Source organism: Streptomyces sp. WMMB 322 (genome assembly GCF_900090145.1).
Taxonomy (GTDB): Bacteria; Actinomycetota; Actinomycetes; order Streptomycetales; family Streptomycetaceae; genus Streptomyces.
In genome coordinates, this window is record NZ_FMHI01000024.1 from 1 (window position 1) to 16677 (window position 16677).

The 16677-nt window shown below is 69.3% G+C and carries 15 protein-coding genes; 13 read left to right on the forward strand and 2 right to left on the reverse strand.

What is annotated here, in order from left to right; genetic code table 11:
* A partial coding sequence (locus tag H180DRAFT_RS27250; protein WP_139151381.1) for a transposase occupies positions 1 to 309 on the forward strand: 309 nt, incomplete at its 5' end.
* Positions 310 to 695: 386 nt separating this feature from the next.
* A complete protein-coding gene (locus H180DRAFT_RS27255) occupies positions 696 to 935 on the forward strand; it encodes a DUF397 domain-containing protein (RefSeq protein ID WP_055488823.1) in 240 nt (79 codons plus the stop codon).
* Positions 936 to 1135: 200 nt separating this feature from the next.
* On the opposite strand, the gene H180DRAFT_RS27260 is transcribed toward H180DRAFT_RS27255, so the two are convergent.
* Positions 1136 to 1651 carry an ATP-binding protein gene (locus H180DRAFT_RS27260; protein WP_055488824.1) on the reverse strand — a complete coding sequence of 172 codons (516 nt, stop codon included), beginning with the start codon at positions 1649 to 1651 and terminating at the stop codon, positions 1136 to 1138.
* 323 nt (positions 1652 to 1974) lie between these two features.
* On the opposite strand from H180DRAFT_RS27260, the gene H180DRAFT_RS27265 reads away from it, so the two are divergent.
* The 5 genes from H180DRAFT_RS27265 to H180DRAFT_RS27285 all read left to right on the forward strand — a co-directional run bounded on the left by H180DRAFT_RS27265 (position 1975) and on the right by H180DRAFT_RS27285 (position 7947).
* Positions 1975 to 2841 (forward strand): helix-turn-helix domain-containing protein, encoded by an 867-nt coding sequence (locus H180DRAFT_RS27265; RefSeq protein WP_055488875.1) that lies wholly within the window; start codon positions 1975 to 1977, stop codon positions 2839 to 2841.
* Between the two features lie 100 nt (positions 2842 to 2941).
* Positions 2942 to 4399, forward strand: a complete 1458-nt coding sequence (locus tag H180DRAFT_RS27270) for an aldehyde dehydrogenase family protein (RefSeq protein ID WP_055488825.1) — start codon at positions 2942 to 2944, stop codon at positions 4397 to 4399.
* A gap of 122 nt (positions 4400 to 4521) precedes the next feature.
* Positions 4522 to 5106, forward strand: coding sequence for a DinB family protein (locus tag H180DRAFT_RS27275; RefSeq protein ID WP_055488826.1), 585 nt, complete (start codon positions 4522 to 4524; stop codon positions 5104 to 5106).
* Positions 5107 to 5228: 122 nt separating this feature from the next.
* The gene (locus H180DRAFT_RS27280; RefSeq protein ID WP_055488827.1) at positions 5229 to 5849 is read left to right on the forward strand and encodes a PadR family transcriptional regulator; all 621 of its coding nucleotides are present in this window, start codon (positions 5229 to 5231) and stop codon (positions 5847 to 5849) included.
* 442 nt (positions 5850 to 6291) lie between these two features.
* Positions 6292 to 7947, forward strand: a complete 1656-nt coding sequence (locus H180DRAFT_RS27285) for a threonine/serine exporter family protein (RefSeq protein WP_055488828.1) — start codon at positions 6292 to 6294, stop codon at positions 7945 to 7947.
* A gap of 373 nt (positions 7948 to 8320) precedes the next feature.
* On the opposite strand, the gene H180DRAFT_RS27290 is transcribed toward H180DRAFT_RS27285, so the two are convergent.
* Positions 8321 to 8812, reverse strand: a complete 492-nt coding sequence (locus tag H180DRAFT_RS27290; protein WP_028438011.1) for an inorganic diphosphatase — start codon at positions 8810 to 8812, stop codon at positions 8321 to 8323.
* Positions 8813 to 8897: 85 nt separating this feature from the next.
* Here H180DRAFT_RS27290 and dacB point away from each other — a divergent pair, with 85 nt between their 5' ends.
* The 6 genes from dacB (at position 8898) to folE (ending at position 16677) form a co-directional block, all read left to right on the forward strand.
* Entirely contained in the window at positions 8898 to 10520 is a 1623-nt protein-coding gene (gene dacB / locus H180DRAFT_RS27295) for a D-alanyl-D-alanine carboxypeptidase/D-alanyl-D-alanine endopeptidase (RefSeq protein ID WP_055488829.1), read from the forward strand.
* Positions 10521 to 10612: 92 nt separating this feature from the next.
* Positions 10613 to 11743, forward strand: a complete 1131-nt coding sequence (locus H180DRAFT_RS27300) for a zinc-dependent metalloprotease (protein ID WP_055488830.1) — start codon at positions 10613 to 10615, stop codon at positions 11741 to 11743.
* 295 nt (positions 11744 to 12038) lie between these two features.
* On the forward strand, positions 12039 to 13124 hold the full coding sequence (tilS, locus tag H180DRAFT_RS27305) for a tRNA lysidine(34) synthetase TilS (RefSeq protein ID WP_055488831.1): 1086 nt from the start codon (positions 12039 to 12041) through the stop codon (positions 13122 to 13124).
* Positions 13125 to 13207: 83 nt separating this feature from the next.
* Entirely contained in the window at positions 13208 to 13747 is a 540-nt protein-coding gene (hpt, locus tag H180DRAFT_RS27310) for a hypoxanthine phosphoribosyltransferase (RefSeq protein ID WP_055488876.1), read from the forward strand.
* 175 nt (positions 13748 to 13922) lie between these two features.
* Positions 13923 to 15953 (forward strand): ATP-dependent zinc metalloprotease FtsH, encoded by a 2031-nt coding sequence (gene ftsH, locus H180DRAFT_RS27315; RefSeq protein ID WP_055488832.1) that lies wholly within the window; start codon positions 13923 to 13925, stop codon positions 15951 to 15953.
* Positions 15954 to 16071: 118 nt separating this feature from the next.
* Positions 16072 to 16677, forward strand: coding sequence for a GTP cyclohydrolase I FolE (folE, locus tag H180DRAFT_RS27320; RefSeq protein ID WP_055488833.1), 606 nt, complete (start codon positions 16072 to 16074; stop codon positions 16675 to 16677).

The window sequence follows — 16677 nt, forward strand, 5'->3', positions numbered from 1 at the left end:
GACGCCGGCCATCTGGCCTCTGCGGCCGGACTGGTGCCGGTCCCGCGTGACTCCGGGCGCCGCACCGGCAACCTGCACCGGCCCCAGCGCTACAGCCGCCGCCTGCGCCGGGTGTTCTACATGTCCGCGCAGACCAGCATCATTCGCGAGGGACCGAACCGGGACTTCTACCTCAAGAAGCGCGGAGAGGGCTGCAAACACGTCCAGGCCATCATCGCCCTGGCCCGCCGACGAGCGAGCGTGATGTGGGCGCTGCTGCGTGACGGAAGGGTCTTCACCTCCGCCCCACCGGTCACGCAAGCCGCTTGATTTCGTCATTGAGACTCCTGCGGGGCGGGCGACGGGTCGGGCGGTTCGGGACGACCGTAGAAGTTGAAGTTACCTTGAAGTCAATGGTTCGGTGTGCGGGCACTCCGTTCGTCGGCGGACGTCACCCGGGGCACCGCGGTACGCCCTGCTCCCGTACCGCTCCGATGTCGGCCGGAAGCGGAACCCGTGGACTCCGGGTGATGGGTGATCAGCCCTCCGCGAGGGGCTTTGACCGGCTGTGATGGCACAGCGACAGGGTGTCGTGCACGTGCATCGGCACATGCATAAGCACATGAACGGGGCTATGATCCGGGGCAGTTGAAGGACAACGGTGTCCCCACCGCGCACTGTGCGACACCCCCCACCGCACCAGCCGGGAGATCCAAGTGCCTCACCCGTACAACGGCATGGCCGCCAGGGACCTGCACGGGGTCGAGTGGCAGAAGAGCCGGCACAGCAACTCGCAGGGAACCTGCGTGGAGTTCGCGAAGCTCCCTGGCGGTGACATCGCCGTACGGAACTCGCGCTTCCCGGACGGCCCGGCGCTGCTCTACACACCCGCGGAAATCGAAGCGATGCTTCTCGGCGTCAAGGACGGCGAGTTCGACCACCTCGTGCAGGACTGACCCCGCTGCGGCAGCCGGGCCGTCAGTGAAGACGCCTTTTTTGCGGCGGAGGTTGAGCCGTCCGCCGGCGAATCACGGAACACGACGGCCGGCCCCGGCGCCGTTCCGGCCGCCTCGCACTCCGGCGCCCTCACGCCCCGGAGCCGTGACTCCCGTGCCGCGGGTGCGGCCCGCCAGGATGCGGCCTGCCCGGGTGCGGACTAAAGGGGCCGCACGGACGTGAGGCGGAAGAGCGCCCAGACGACCTTGCCGCGCATCATGCCGGTCATCGGATGCCAGCCCCAGCCGTCGCTGAAGGACTCCACGAGGCACAGACCCCGGCCCGACTCGGCGGTGAAGTCCCCGTACTCGGTGCAGTTGTTGGTGGTCTCCGGCGGCGCGCCGCTCGGGTCGCGCACGGCGCACACCAGCCGTGACGCCCAGCGCATCAGGTCGAGTCTCACCGGGGAGGACGGGTCGGGCACCGGGGTCGGCGGAGCCGTCAGTCCGTGTCGCAGTGCGTTGGTCACCAGTTCCGAGACGACGAGGGCGACGGTGTCGAACTCGCCCTCCAGCCGCCAGCGTTGCAGCGTCTCACGGGTGAAGTCCCGTGCACTCTTGACCGCGTCGAAGCGAGCCGGAAGTGCACAGGTGGCGGACCCGGAGACGGTCGAGTGGTCGAGGTGCGGGAGGCCGCGCCACAAGGGCTCCAGCACAGTCGATCCTTCGGTCCCCATGACGAGCCACTCCTGGCGTTCGCGGCAGTGATGATCCTGTGTGGATCCGGTCGAATTGCTGTCCCGATTGGTCTCGCTGTTCCTCGGTCCCCGTACCCCGTCTTCCACAACTGCCCTGACATGCAGTGCACTTGTCCGGTGCCCATGGTTCCCAATGCCCACGGCAGATGCAAGGGCAGATGCACGTGCACGCGAGACTTTCGATCGTGTGTAATCACCCGGGCACGCAACGAAGCGCATTGATGGCACACTTCCTTCAGAGCAGGGTGAAGGGTTCCTCGAAAATGGAGACACAACCGGCAATGGGTGTGAGCGGCGGCGCAATCGGGGCGAGTGGCTCAAGCGGGTCGATGGTGCGGCGCATCCTGCTCGGCTCTCAGCTCCGCCGCCTCCGAGAGTCCTGCGGCGTCACCCGCGAGGCGGCCGGTTATTCGATCCGCGCATCCGAATCCAAGATCAGCAGGATGGAGTTGGGCCGCGTGAGCTTCAAAGCCCGTGACGTGGCCGACCTGTTGACGCTCTACGGAGTGGTCGACGAAACCGAGCGGGAGCCGCTGCTCGGGCTCGCGAGGGAATCGAGCATAGCCGGGTGGTGGCACAGCTACAGCGACGTGCTGCCCGGCTGGTTCCAGACGTACGTCGGCCTGGAGGGGTCCGCCTCCCACATCAACACCTATGAAGTGCAGTTCGTGCACGGCCTGTTGCAGACGGAGGAGTACGCGCGCGCCGTCGTCACCGCCGGCCACCAGAGCCACATCCCGTACGAGGAGGTCGAGCGCCGCGTCGCCCTGCGCGCCGAGAGGCAGAAGCTGCTGTCCGGTGAGAACGCCCCGAAGCTGCTGTGCATCCTCGACGAGGCCGCGTTGCGCCGCCCGTTCGGCTCGCACGAGATCATGGACGCCCAGCTGCGCCATCTCGCCGAGGTCTCGGAGTCGCCCAACATCACCCTTCAGATCGTGCCGTTCGAGCTGGGCGGTCACCCGGCCGAGAGCGGTGCCTTCACGCTCCTGCGCTTCCCCGAGTCCGATCTGAACGACGTGGTGTATCTCGAGCAGTTGACCAGTGCTCTTTACCTGGACAAGAAAGATGAAGTCGCCCACTATGACCAGGTGTTGAGCCGACTGGTGAAGGACAGTCTGTCCCCCGTGCGCACGCGCGATCATCTTCAGGCAATACGCCGGCTCGGCTGAATTGCAAGTACGATGACCAGCTACCAGTACGGGAGTTGTGCCAGGTCCGCCAACCCCAGGCGGCGTTGCACAACTTGTTCCTGCCCCACGAAGGAATGACATGTCCTACTTCACGGACCTGGCGCTTCAGTACATAGACGGCCAGTGGTGCGAAGGAAGCGGCTCCTGGGATGTCATCGACTTCGACCCGTTCAACGACGACAAGCTCGCCGCCATCACGGTCGCGACGTCCGAAGAGGTCGACCACGCCTACCGTGCGGCCGAACGGCACCAGCGCAACTGGGCGAAGACGAATCCGTACACGCGGCGGCAGGTCTTCGAGCGCGCGATCGGCATCATCGAGGACAACGAGCAGGAGATCAGCGAGGCGCTCATCGCCGAGGTCGGCGGTACGCGGCTGAAAGCGAACATAGAGCTCCACCAGACCAAGGAATTCCTGCGTGAGGCCGTCCACTTGGCGCTGCGTGCCGAGGGCCGGATCTTGCCGTCACCGATCGACGGCAAGGAAAACCGTGTGCACCGCGTCCCCGTGGGGGTCGTGGGCGTCGTCACGCCGTACCACTTCCCGCTGCTGCTGTCGCTGAAGACGGTCGCGCCGGCCCTCGCTCTCGGCAACGCCGTCGTCCTCAAGCCGCACCAGAACTCGCCGGTGTGCGGCGGTTCGCTGGTCGCCAAGATCCTTGAGGACGCGGGACTTCCGCCCGGCGTGCTGAACGTCGTGATCAGCGACACCGCCGAGATCGGTGACACGTTCATCTCGCACCCGGTGCCGAAGGTCATCTCCTTCACGGGCTCCGAACCGGTGGGCCGTCAGGTCGCCACCGTGGCCGCCTCGCACTTCAAGCGCGCGGTGCTGGAGATGGGCGGCAACAGCGCGCTCCTCGTCCTGGACGACGCAGACCTCGACTACGCGGTGGACGCCGCGGTCTTCAGCCGTTTCGTGCACCAGGGCCAGGTGTGCATGTCGGCCAACCGCATCATCGTCGACCAGAGCATCTGCAAGGCGTTCAACGAGAAGTTCACCGCCAAGGTGAAGACCTTGAAGGCGGGCGACCCCCGCGATCCCGACACCCAGATCGGGCCGCTCATCAACCCCGTCCAGGCCGACAAGGTCCACTCGCTCGTGGAGCGCACCATCGCGGAGGGCGCGACCGCCCTCGTGCGCGGCACGAAGCGGGGCAACCTCATCTCGCCGACCATCCTCACCGACCTCCCCGACGGCTCGCCCGCTCTGCGGGAGGAGATCCTCGGCCCCGTGGCCCTGGTCATCCCGGTCGACGGCGAGGACGAGGCCGTGCGCGTCGCGAACGACACCCCGTACGGTCTGGGCGGCGCCGTGCACACCGGCAACATCGACCGTGGTCTGCGCGTGGCCGACCGGATCGAGACCGGCATGGTCCACATCAACGACACCACGGTGGTCGACGAGCCGATCGTCCCGTTCGGCGGCGAGAAGAACTCCGGCCTGGGCAGGCTCAACGGCGAACAGATGGTGGACGCCTTCACCACCACCAAGTGGATCTCCATCCAGCACGACCGCAGCGGCTTCCCCTTCTGAGGCACAGGGAGAGCGGCGGCGCCGTCGCCACCCTTGAGGACAGATCCTGGCCGCAAGGCCGCCTAGCGTTGCCGTCATCGAGAGACGCCGGAACGGGCGGCTCCTGGCGGAAGGTGACGACCATGCCCGTAGTCGTGAAGCCGGAGGAAACCGGTGACGAGCGCGGTGCGCTCCTGGCCTATCTGGACGCCCAGCGCGGCGGCATCCGGCGCTCGCTGCACGGGCTGACCGAGGAGCAGGCCCGCAGCGTCCCCTCGGCCAGTGCGCTCTCGCTCGCGGGGGTGCTCAAGCACGTCGCGGTGGGGGAGCGCGGCTGGCTGCGCACTCTCCGGGCCGGCGGCGAGGAGTTCGACTACGCGGCCTCGGCCGGTGAGTGGGAGGACAGCTTCCACCCGGGCGACGGTGAGACCGTCCAGGTGCTGCTCGACCTCTACGAACGTGTGGCGAACGAGACCGACGCGGCCGTGCGCGCCCTCGGTTCGCTGAACGAGACGTTCGAGGCGCCCAGGGTGCCGTGGGACGAGGGCGGCAAGCGCTCCTGGCGCTGGGCGCTCCTGCACCTCATCGAGGAGACCGCGCGGCACGCGGGGCACGCCGACGTCATCAGGGAGAGCATCGACGGCAAGGGCGCCTTCGACCTCGTCTTCGAGACCGGAGCCATGCCCGAGCCGGACTGGTCGGCCTTCGGGGGCGCCCCCCAGGAGTAGCCGCCGGTTGCCGGCGCGCGGCCCCGCAGCCCGCTTCGTCGCCCGCGCACCGCCGGTCCGGGACACCACCCCCTAGGCTTGCGGCGACGCGGCGCGACGCGCCGGAGTGCGAGAGGGAGACGATGTCGGCGATCCGGCTGCTGGTGCTGGGCGCGGTGCGCCAACACGGGCGGGCACACGGCTACATGGTCCGCAACGACCTGGAGTTCTGGGGCGCCCACGAGTGGTCCAACGCCAAACCGGGCTCGATCTACCACGCTCTCAAGCAGCTGGCCAAGCAGGGCCTGCTGCGCCAGTACGAGACCGCCCCGAGCACGGCCGGCGGCCCGCCCCGCACGCAGTACGAGGTGACCGAGGCCGGCGACGCCGAGTTCATGAGGCTCCTGCGCCACGCGCTCACCTCCATCGACGAGAAGCAGGACGTGCTCACCTCGGGCGTCGGCTTCATCGTCGACCTGCCCCGCGACGAGGCCGTGTCGCTGCTCAAGAAGCGCATCGCGGCCCTTGAGGAGTGGCGGCAGGAGGTGACGCGCCACTGGGCGCCGGACGAGAGCACCCCCGAGGAGTGGGGCCACATCGGCGAGATCATGAAGCTCTGGGTCCACAACGCCGACAGCGGCGCCGAGTGGGCGCGAGCTCTCGTGGAGCGCCTCGAGAACGGTGCGTACGTGATGGCGGGCGAGGGCGAGCGGCAGGTCGACGTGCTCCCGCCCGGCACCGGGAACCCGTTCGCGGGCCGGTGAAGCAGCTCATCGGCATGGACCTCTGACGCGTTCACCTCGCCCGGCACCATGCCTTGTGGACGGGCGCGGTCGCCGGGTGGACCCCGATGTCGGCCACCCCACCGCGCAGGCCGTACGCGAACTGTTCGCCAACCCCGTGCGGGGCGAGGGCGGTTCGTGAGCGACGGAGCACACCCTGCTGCCTGCCGTGGCCTGGCCGTCGCCCCCGGTGTGGTGTTCTTCACGCTCCCCGTGCGCCGTTGCCGGGCGCTGGGCCGCTGAAGAGGCCCGGCGGCGCACCACACGGCCTTCCGCCCGTCCCCGACGCCGTCCCGGGCGTGTCGGGAAGCACCCTCACGGGCACCCTGACCGGGACTTCCACCCGGGGGCGCTCATATGCTTCGGAGGAGCGGACGGGGGCGGACGAAGGCCGCGGATGCGACAGTCAGGGAGGGGGCAGAAAGTGGGCGGGGAGCGGAAGCGCAACGGCCGGACGGTGGAGAACGGGGACTCCCCGGAGGAGACCCGGCAGCAACTCGCCGACGAGGTGCACAGCGCGTTCACACCGCCCCTGGGCATGCCGCTGCCACCAATACCCGAGGACGAGCACCCGAGCTCGGAATTCGCAATTCCCGAGGGGCTGTTGACATCGCCGCCGCAGGACTTCGGCAGCGCCTTCACCCCGCCGGACGGCATCCCCAAGGTCTCCCTGATCAAGCCGGGCGGCCCCTGGCAGGACCGGATGCGCACCATGATCCGGATGCCGCTCGCGGAGCGGCCCGCGCCGGAGAGGCTCACCCGCTCCGAGGACACGGAGACCGGCCCCGCCGTGCCCCGCGTGCTCGACCTCACGCTGCGCATCGGCGAGTTGCTGCTCGCCGGCGGCGAGGGCGCCGAGGACGTCGAGGCCGCGATGTTCGGAGTGGCCCACGCGTTCGGGCTCGACCGCTGCGAGCCCACCGTCACCTTCACGCTGATCTCGATCACGCACCAGCCCTCGCTGGTCGACGACCCGGTCACGGTCGGCCGGACCGTACGCCGCCGCGGCACGGACTACACGCGTCTCGCAGCAGTCTTCAGACTCGTCGACGACATCACCAAGGGCGACGTCACGCTGGAGGAGGCCTACCGGCGACTGGCCGCCATACGCCGTAACCGCCACCCGTACTCCAAGAACGCGCTGACCCTGGCCAGCGGTCTGCTCTCCGGCGCGGCGTCCCTGCTCGTCGGTGGCGACGCGCTGGTCTTCGTACTGGCGGCGATCGGCGCGATGCTCGGCGACAGGCTGGCCTGGCTGTGCGCCGGGCGCGGGCTGCCGGAGTTCTACCAGTTCACGGTCGCGGCGGTGCCGCCCGCGGCGATGGGCGTCGCGGTGGCGCTCGTCGACTCGCAGGAGGCGACGAAGCTCAAGGCCGCGGCCGTCATCACCGGTGGTCTCTTCGCGCTGATACCCGGCCGGGCACTGGTGGCGGCCGTGCACGACGGCCTGACCGGCTTCTACATCACCGCGGCGGCCCGCCTTCTGGAGGTCATCTACCTCATCGTCGGCATCGTCGGCGGCGTACTGGTGATGCTCTACATCGGCTCGAAGCTGGGCGCGGAACTCACGCCCGAGAACACGCACGGCGCGGTCAGTCCCGTGCTCCAGCTCTTCGCGGCGATGGTGCTGGCGCTGGCGTTCTGCGTGCTGCTCCAGCAGGAACGTCACACCGTGGTCCTGGCCACGCTCAACGGCGGTGTGGCCTGGCTGGTCTACGGGGCGCTGACGAATCCTCCGGTGAACGTCGACGCGGTGCCCGCGACGGTCACCGCGGCCGGACTGGTCGGCCTCTTCGGGCAGTTGATGTCCCGTTACCAGTTCTCCTCGTCGCTGCCGTACATCACGGCCGCGATCGGACCGCTCCTGCCCGGCAGCGCGATCTACTTCGGGCTGCTCAACATCGCCCAGGGCCACATGGACGAGGGCATCCTGAGCATGTCCAGGGCCGTCGCCCTCGCGCTGGCCATCGCCATCGGCGTCAATCTGGGCGGTGAGCTGGCCCGTCTGTTCATCAAGAGCCCCGGAGTCGAGACGCCGCTGCCCGGCCGCCGCGCGGCCAAGCGCACCCGCGGCTTCTAGGCCCTGTCTGACAAATCCCGTCTGGGCTGCGATGCCTGGCACGCACTCCCCCAGCCTTCGGCCGGGGGCGCCCCCACGCTGCGTTGTCGATCGTCGGCGCAGCCCGCTGCGCTCTCCTCCTCCGCCTTGCGACCGCACGCACCAGACACCGCAACCCACGTCCTGACGGACGTACGACGCTATTTGTCAGACAGGGCCTAGAACCGCCACTGCCCGCGTCGGGCATCCGGCCACCGCCATCCGGAGACGTCAGCGCCCGCAACCGCCGGGCAGCTCCGGCACGGACGAGGGTGCGCCCCCGCCGGCAGGGGACGCACCCTTCGGATTACGCCTTTCGTACGCTCCCGTCTCGCCGGGGGCCCGGATCGGTGCTTCAGTGGTCGCCGTGGGCCTCAAGCCGCTTGATCGACGCTTCGACCTCGGCCTCGGCCTCGGCACGGCCGACCCAGTTGGCACCCTCGACGGACTTGCCGGGCTCCAGGTCCTTGTAGACCTCGAAGAAGTGCTGGATCTCCAGGCGGTCGAACTCGCTCACGTGGTGGATGTCCCGCAGGTGCTCCATCCGCGGATCGGACGCGGGAACGCACAGCAGCTTGTCGTCGCCCCCGGCCTCGTCCGTCATGCGGAACATGCCGATGGCGCGGGACTTGATGATGCAACCGGGAAAGGTGGGTTCATCGAGCAGCACGAGCGCGTCCAGCGGGTCGCCGTCCTCGCCGAGGGTGTGGTCGACGAAGCCGTAGTCGGCCGGGTAGACGGTCGAGGTGAACAGGTGCCGGTCCAGACGGATGCGGCCGGTCACGTGGTCCACCTCGTACTTGTTCCGCGAACCCTTCGGGATCTCGATGACGACGTCGAACTCCAAGGAAGGCTCCTCAATGATCAGCACATGTATCTGGTGATTAAGTGTCCCCCACGCACGTACACGGGCGCGAAAGGGGCTGATCGAGGTGCGTGACACCGCCTCACAGGTGCGTGACACCGCGATCCGGGCATACCGGAAGGTCCGGGCCCGTGCCCGTCGTGACGGGCGGCGGATCCGGCAGCACTGGCGGACCGCGACTCCGCAGCAGCGGCAGACCGTACGAGTGACGTCCGGTGCTGCCGCACTCGGACTGGTGCTCGCCGTCACGGTGGTGGCCACGAGCGGACCGTGGGACTCGGGCCAGCGTACGGCGGAGCGCACACGGGCAGCCGCCGGGGAAGGGCGAAGTGGCGGGAACCACACCGGTGACAGTTCCCCGGGAGCGCCGCAGGTGCTCGCCGCACTCGACATGGAAGCGGCCCGGAACGACGCCGCGGGGGGCGGACGCGACGCCAAGCCGTCGCACGGCCCGGGTGCGGAAGGAGTGCCGCCGCCGAGCGAGGACGCACTGGCCGACACACTCGAACCGCTCCTGAAGGGCGGGGACTTGGGCAAGCTCCGTGCCGTCTCCGTCGTCGACGCGGCCACGGGCCGGAAGCTGTACGCCACCAAGGCCGGCACCGCCGTCACCCCCGCCTCGACCGTCAAACTGGCGACCGCGACGGCCGCGCTCTCCGCCCGCGGCGCCGACCACCGCATCGCCACGCGGGCGTTGCGCGGCAAGGCCTCCGGTGAGGTCGTCCTCCAGGGCGGCGGCGATCCGACGCTCACCTCGACCGCGCTGGGCGGCCTCGCGCGCGACACCGCCCGCCGGCTGCGTGACCAGGGCTCCGGCAAGGTCTCGCTCCGGTACGACACTTCGCGCTACAGCGGGCCCCTGCGCCACTCCATCGGCACCAACGACAACCTCGCGCCCGTGAGCCCGCTCATGGCCGACGAGGCCCGTCTCGAAGGCGCCTCCGGGGACGGCGACGGCGGGGACGGCGACGCCCCGCCGCACGGCCCCGCCCCGCGGTCCTCCGAGCCCGCGAAGGACGCCGCCGAGGTCTTCGCCGAGGCCCTCGAGAAGCACGGGGTCGAGGTCGAGGGCAAGCCCAAGGAGGGCAGGGCGCCGGGCAAGGCGAAGGAGCTGGCCACGCACCGCTCGGCCCCGCTCTCCGCACTCGTCGAGCGGATGCTGACCTACAGCGACAACGACATCGCCGAGGCCCTCGCCCGCCAGACCGCCCTCGCCGAGGGCGAGCCCGCGAGCTTCAAGGGCGCCGGCAAGGCCGTACGCCACCGCCTCGGCAAGCTCGGACTCTCCCTGAAGGGCGCCCGCTTCGCCGACGGCAGCGGCCTCGACCGCCGCGACAAGGTTTCGCCCAAGCTGCTCACCGGCCTCCTCGTGCGCGCCGCCGACCCCGACCGCCCCGAACTGCGTCCCGTCCTGACCGGCATGCCCGTCGCCCACTTCACCGGCACCCTCGGCAGCAGGTACGGCAGCGACAAGGGCAAGCAGGGCGCGGGGCTCGTACGCGCCAAGACGGGAACCCTCACCGGCGTGAACACCCTCGCCGGCACCGTCGTGAACGCCGACGGCCGGCTGCTGGCCTTCGCCTTCATGACGTCCGGTACCAGCGACGGAAAGGGCGCGCAGCGCTCCCTGGACAGCCTCGCGTCCGCGCTGGCCAACTGCGGCTGCCGCGATTCGCCCTCGGATGGCTGACCTCGGCGGCAGGCACGGAACGCTCCTGCCCAGGCACCCTGCGCCCTCGGTGCAGCCTCCCGTCCGGCGGCGCTGACACGTACCGTGAAGTCATGACGAGCCTCGGTGGTGTGGAGATGGTCGACTGGAATCTCGCGGTCGCGACCGCGACCCGGCTCGTACGGCCGGGCCCCGAAGTGACACGTGAGGAGGCGCGAGCGGCCGTCTCGGAGCTTCGCCGTCACGCGAAGGCGTCCGAGGAGCATGTGCGCGGCTTCACGCGGATGCAGCCGGACCGCCCGTCGGAGTCGGACACCCCGGTCCTCGTCGTCGACCGGCCGGGCTGGGTGCGCGCCAATGTCGCCGGTTTCCGGGAACTGCTCTCACCGCTGCTCGAGAAGGTGCAGGAGCGCCGCGCCGGAACCCCCGGCGGAGCCGTGCTGGGCGCGGTCGGCGGCAAGGTGACGGGCGTCGAGGTCGGCATGCTGCTGTCGTTCCTCGCCTCCCGGGTGCTCGGCCAGTACGAGACGTTCGCCCCGGTGACCCGCGACCTTCCCGGCGGCGCCGACGGAGGGGGCCGTCTGCTGCTCGTCGCACCGAACATCGTGCATGTCGAGCGTGAACTCGAGGTCGACCCGCACGACTTCCGCCTCTGGGTCTGCCTGCACGAGGAGACGCACCGCACCCAGTTCGCCTCGGTCCCCTGGCTCCGCGACCACATCCAGGGCGAGATCCAGGCCTTCCTCAGCGAGACCGACATGGACCCCGGCACGCTGCTGGAGCGCCTGCGCGAGGTGGCCCAGTCCCTCTCCGGCACCCGCTCGCAGGGAACGGAGGGGGAGGAGCAGGAGACCGGCCGGGCCGGACTCGTCGAGCTGGTGCAGACGCCCACGCAGCGCGAGATCCTCAGCCGTCTCACCGCCGTGATGTCGCTGCTGGAGGGCCACGCCGACTACGTGATGGACGGCGTCGGCCCGCAGGTGGTGCCGAGCGTCTCGGAGATCCGCGAGAAGTTCCAGAAGCGCCGGGCCAAGGGCGCCGGACGGCTGGACCAGGCACTGCGCAAGCTGCTCGGGCTGGACGCGAAGCTGCGTCAGTACCGCGAGGGCGAGCGGTACGTACGTGCCGTCGTCGAGGAGCTGGGCATGGAGGGCTTCAACCGCGTCTGGACCTCGCCCAACACGCTCCCCACGAAGTCGGAGATCGCCAGCCCGGCCGACTGGATCGCGCGCATGCGCTCCTGAGCCCGGACAGGGCTGCGATCCGGCCGCTGCGTTCTGGCCGCTGCGACCCCGCGCCGGCGGGACCGCAGCGACCGGAACGACGTGTGCGCAGGTGCTGACAGCGCCGGAGCTCTGTGTCCGCCGGGCCCCGGCGGCTACTCTCCGGAGCGGGGGCGGACCACGGGAAGCCCCGGTAATCACTCGTCCGAGGGACCGAGAATGGCTGTTCCGCGTGCGATGCTCTGGGAACACTCCCATCTCTGTCACCATCAACACACTCAGCGTGACAAGACTCCTTCGAGGAAGTGAATCGGACATGGGTCCCCACCCCGCGGTCGCTGCAATACGTCTCGCGGTTCGCCGCGCACTTCACGACGTCCTCAGCGAGCAAGCAGTCGTCAGTGAGAACGCCGGCGACACCCGCAGCCCGGACGAGCCGCCGCTCGTCCTCGTGGCCTGTTCCGGCGGCGCCGACTCCATGGCGCTCGCCTCGGCCCTCGCCTTCGAAGCCCCCCGGCTCGGCCTCCGCGCGGGAGGCGTGACGATCGACCACGGTCTTCAGCCCGGATCGGCCGATCGCGCCCAGGAGGTCGTCGAGCGGCTCACCGCCCTCCGGCTCGACCCCGTCGAATCGATCGCCATCACCATCGGACGCACGAACACCGGCCCCGAAGCCGCCGCGCGCACAGCGCGGTACGCAGCCCTCGACGACATGGCCGAGCGCTGCGGCGCCAAGGCCGTGCTGCTCGGACACACCCGTGACGACCAGGCCGAGACGGTGCTCCTCGGACTGGCCCGCGGTTCCGGTACGCGCTCTCTGTCCGGCATGGCGGAAGTCACCGGGCCCGGGGACCGCTACCGCCGCCCGTTCCTCGCCATCGACCGGCAGACCACCCGCAAGGCCTGTCTCGCACAGTCGCTGCCCGTGTGGGACGACCCCCACAACGACGACCCCGCCTACACCCGCTCCCGCGTCCGCCACGAGGCCCTGCCGGTGCTGGAGAAAGCATTGGGCAAGGGCGTCGTCGAGGCGCTCGCCCGTACCGCACGTCTCTCCCGCGACGACGCCGACGCCCTCGACTCATGGGCTCTCCAGGCCGAGAGGGCCGTACGCACCGACCAGCCGGGCACCGACGGCTGGGACGGGGTGGAGCTGGACACCGCCCGGCTCTACGCACTCCCGTCGGCGGTACGCCGCCGCGTGCTGCGCCGCGCCGCCGTCGCCGCGGGCGCCCCCGCGGGCTCGCTCTTCGCCCGCCACATCGAGGAAGTCGACCGACTGATCACGGCCTGGCGAGGTCAGCGCGCCATCAACCTGCCGGGCCGTGTCGAGGCCGCGAGGCAGGGTGGCAGACTTGTCCTCCGGCATGGCTCACAGACCCCGCCGACACCGACCGGCTGACCGTCCTCCCGGGGCGGTCTCCGGCCGGCGGCAGCGTGGGCCGGGGACCTCGACCGAGAGCGGCACGCGTGGACGAGAAGGACATGGGCACCGACCTCAAGTCGGTGCTCATCACAAAGGAAGAGATCGACGCGAAGCTGGCCGAGCTGGCCGGGAGGATCGACGACGAATACGCGGGCAAGGACCTGCTCATCGTCGGTGTCCTCAAGGGCGCGGTGATGGTGATGGCGGACCTGGCCCGTGCCGTCTCGACACCGGTGACCATGGACTGGATGGCGGTCTCCTCCTACGGCGCGGGCACCCAGTCCTCCGGAGTCGTCCGCATCCTCAAGGACCTCGACACCGACATCAAGGGCAGGCACGTCCTGATCGTCGAGGACATCATCGACTCGGGGCTGACGCTTTCGTGGCTGCTCTCCAACCTGGGCTCGCGCGAACCCGCGTCGCTGAACGTCTGCACGCTGCTGCGCAAGCCGGACGCGGCCAAGGTGGCGATCGACGTGAAGTGGGCGGGCTTCGACATCCCCAACGAGTTCGTCGTCGGCTACGGGCTCGACTACGCGGAGAAGTACCGGAACCTCCCGTTCGTCGCAACGCTCGCTCCGCACGTCTACGGCGGCTGAGCACCCCGGCACCCAGCGGGAACCATGGGGGACCGCGCTCCGTTGGAGGGTGCAGGACCGGTTCTGTTTGACCGTCCTCGGCGGCGCCTTGCGACAATGCTGAGGTACCGTCCGAAGGTCAGCCTTTTTTCAACTCACTGTGGCAGGAGGGACGGGGCGCACGCGCTCCGTATGGATGGACGTGAAGCGATACTTCCGCGGGCCGGTCATGTGGATCGTGCTGGCCGTCCTCGCCGTGGTCGTGTTGATGCAGGTCGTCGGCTCGTCCGGCGGCTTCAAGACGGTGGACACGGGACAGATTGTCCGGGCGATCGACCAGGACAAGGTGAAGTCCGCCGAGCTCACGACAGGCGACGAGCAGATCGTGAAGCTCGAACTCAAGGACGGCGCCAAGGTCGAGGACAGCGACAAGGTCAAGGCGAGCTACATCGACTCCCAGGGGGTCGACCTCGCCAAGAAGCTGCAGAGCAAGTACGAGCAGAACGAGCTCCCCAAGGGCTATACGGTCGCGCCGCAGCAGCAGAACCCGTTCGTCGGGATGCTGCTGTCGTTCCTGCCGTTCGTGCTGATCATCGTGGTGTTCCTGTTCCTGATGAACCAGATGCAGGGCGGCGGCTCCCGGGTGATGAACTTCGGCAAGTCGAAGGCCAAGCTGATCACCAAGGACACCCCGAAGACGACGTTCGCCGACGTGGCCGGGTCGGACGAGGCGTGCGAGGAGCTCCAGGAGATCAAGGAGTTCCTGCAGGAGCCCGCCAAGTTCCAGGCGGTCGGCGCCAAGATCCCCAAGGGTGTGCTCCTGTACGGGCCGCCCGGTACGGGCAAGACGCTGCTGGCGCGCGCGGTCGCGGGCGAGGCCGGTGTGCCCTTCTACTCGATCTCCGGTTCCGACTTCGTCGAGATGTTCGTCGGTGTCGGTGCCTCCCGTGTGCGTGACCTGTTCGAACAGGCCAAGGCGAACGCCCCGGCGATCGTCTTCGTCGACGAGATCGACGCGGTCGGCCGCCACCGCGGCGCCGGCATGGGCGGCGGTCACGACGAGCGCGAGCAGACGCTGAACCAGCTGCTGGTCGAGATGGACGGCTTCGACGTCAAGGGCGGGGTCATTCTGATCGCCGCCACGAACCGTCCCGACATCCTCGACCCCGCCCTGCTGCGTCCCGGCCGGTTCGACCGCCAGGTCGCCGTCGACCGCCCGGACATGCAGGGAAGGCACGAGATCCTCAAGGTCCACCAGAAGGGCAAGCCGATGGCGCCCGACGTGGACCTGGGTGCCGTGGCCCGCCGTACGCCGGGCTTCACCGGAGCCGACCTCAGCAACGTGCTGAACGAGGCGGCGCTGCTGACCGCCCGCGGCGACAAGAAGCTGATCGACAACCGGTACCTGGACGAGGCGATCGACCGTGTCGTGGCCGGTCCGCAGAAGCGGACCAGGATCATGAGCGACAAGGAGAAGAAGATCACCGCGTACCACGAGGGCGGACACGCCCTGGTCGCGGCGGCTTCGCCGAACTCCGACCCCGTACACAAGATCACGATTCTCTCCAGAGGCCGTGCCCTCGGCTACACGATGGTCCTGCCGGACGAGGACAAGTACTCGACCACGCGCAACGAGATGCTCGACCAGCTCGCTTACATGCTGGGCGGGCGCGCAGCCGAGGAACTGGTCTTCCACGACCCGACCACGGGTGCGGCGAACGACATCGAGAAGGCGACGGCGACGGCCCGCGCCATGGTCACGCAGTACGGCATGACCGAGCGGCTGGGTGCGATCAAGTTCGGCTCCGACCAGTCCGAGCCCTTCCTGGGCAAGGAGATGGGCCACCAGCGCGACTACTCCGAGGAGGTCGCGGGCCTGGTCGACGAGGAGGTCAAGAGCCTGATCGAGACGGCGCACAACGAAGCCTGGGAGATCCTGGTGGAGAACCGCGACGTCCTCGACAACCTGGTTCTCGCGCTGCTGGAGAAGGAGACGCTCGGCAAGGAGGAGATCGCCGAGATCTTCGCCCCGATCGTCAAGCGTCCGAGCCGCCCGGCGTGGACCGGCTCCTCGCGGCGTACGCCTTCCACGCGTCCCCCGGTCTCGTCGCCCGCTCTGAGCAACGGGAACGGCTCCGTTCCCAGCCTCGAGAAGAGCGGCGGCAAGGAGATCGGCCCGCACGAGGCTGAAGCCGTCATCGAACCGGCCGATCCGACGGAGAGCTAGAAGGGTCCTGTGCAGCGGCCCACAGCGGGCCGTGGAATTCCAGCCGCGTCCCATCGGGTTGTGAGACCTGAAGGGGCGCGGCTGACTGCTTGCGCAGGTACCAGGAACGAGGCGACAGATGACCGATCCGGTGACGCTCGAAGAGGGCGGGTTCGCGACGGCCGAATTCGACGAGAAGCGCGCGGAGAACGCCGTACGCGAGCTGCTGATCGCCGTCGGCGAGGACCCGGACCGCGAGGGACTGCTGGAGACTCCCGCCCGTGTGACACGGGCGTACAAGGAGTTGTTCGCCGGCCTGCACCAGCGTCCCGAGGACGTGCTGACGACCACTTTCGACCTCGGACACGACGAGATGGTCCTGGTGAAGGACATCGAGGTGTTCAGCACGTGCGAGCACCATCTGGTGCCGTTCCACGGCGTCGCCCACGTCGGCTACATTCCGTCTGCGGACGGCAAGATCACGGGCCTTTCGAAGCTGGCGCGGCTCGTGGACGTCTACGCCCGCCGGCCCCAGGTCCAGGAGCGGCTGACGACGCAGATCGCCGAGTCCCTGATGCGGATACTGGATCCCCGCGGAGTGATCGTCGTCCTGGAGTGCGAGCACATGTGCATGTCGATGCGCGGCATACGCAAACCGGGCGCGAAGACCGTCACCTCCGCGGTGCGCGGTCAGCTGCGGGACGCCGCGACCCGTTCCGAGGCGATGAGCCTGATTCTGCGCTGA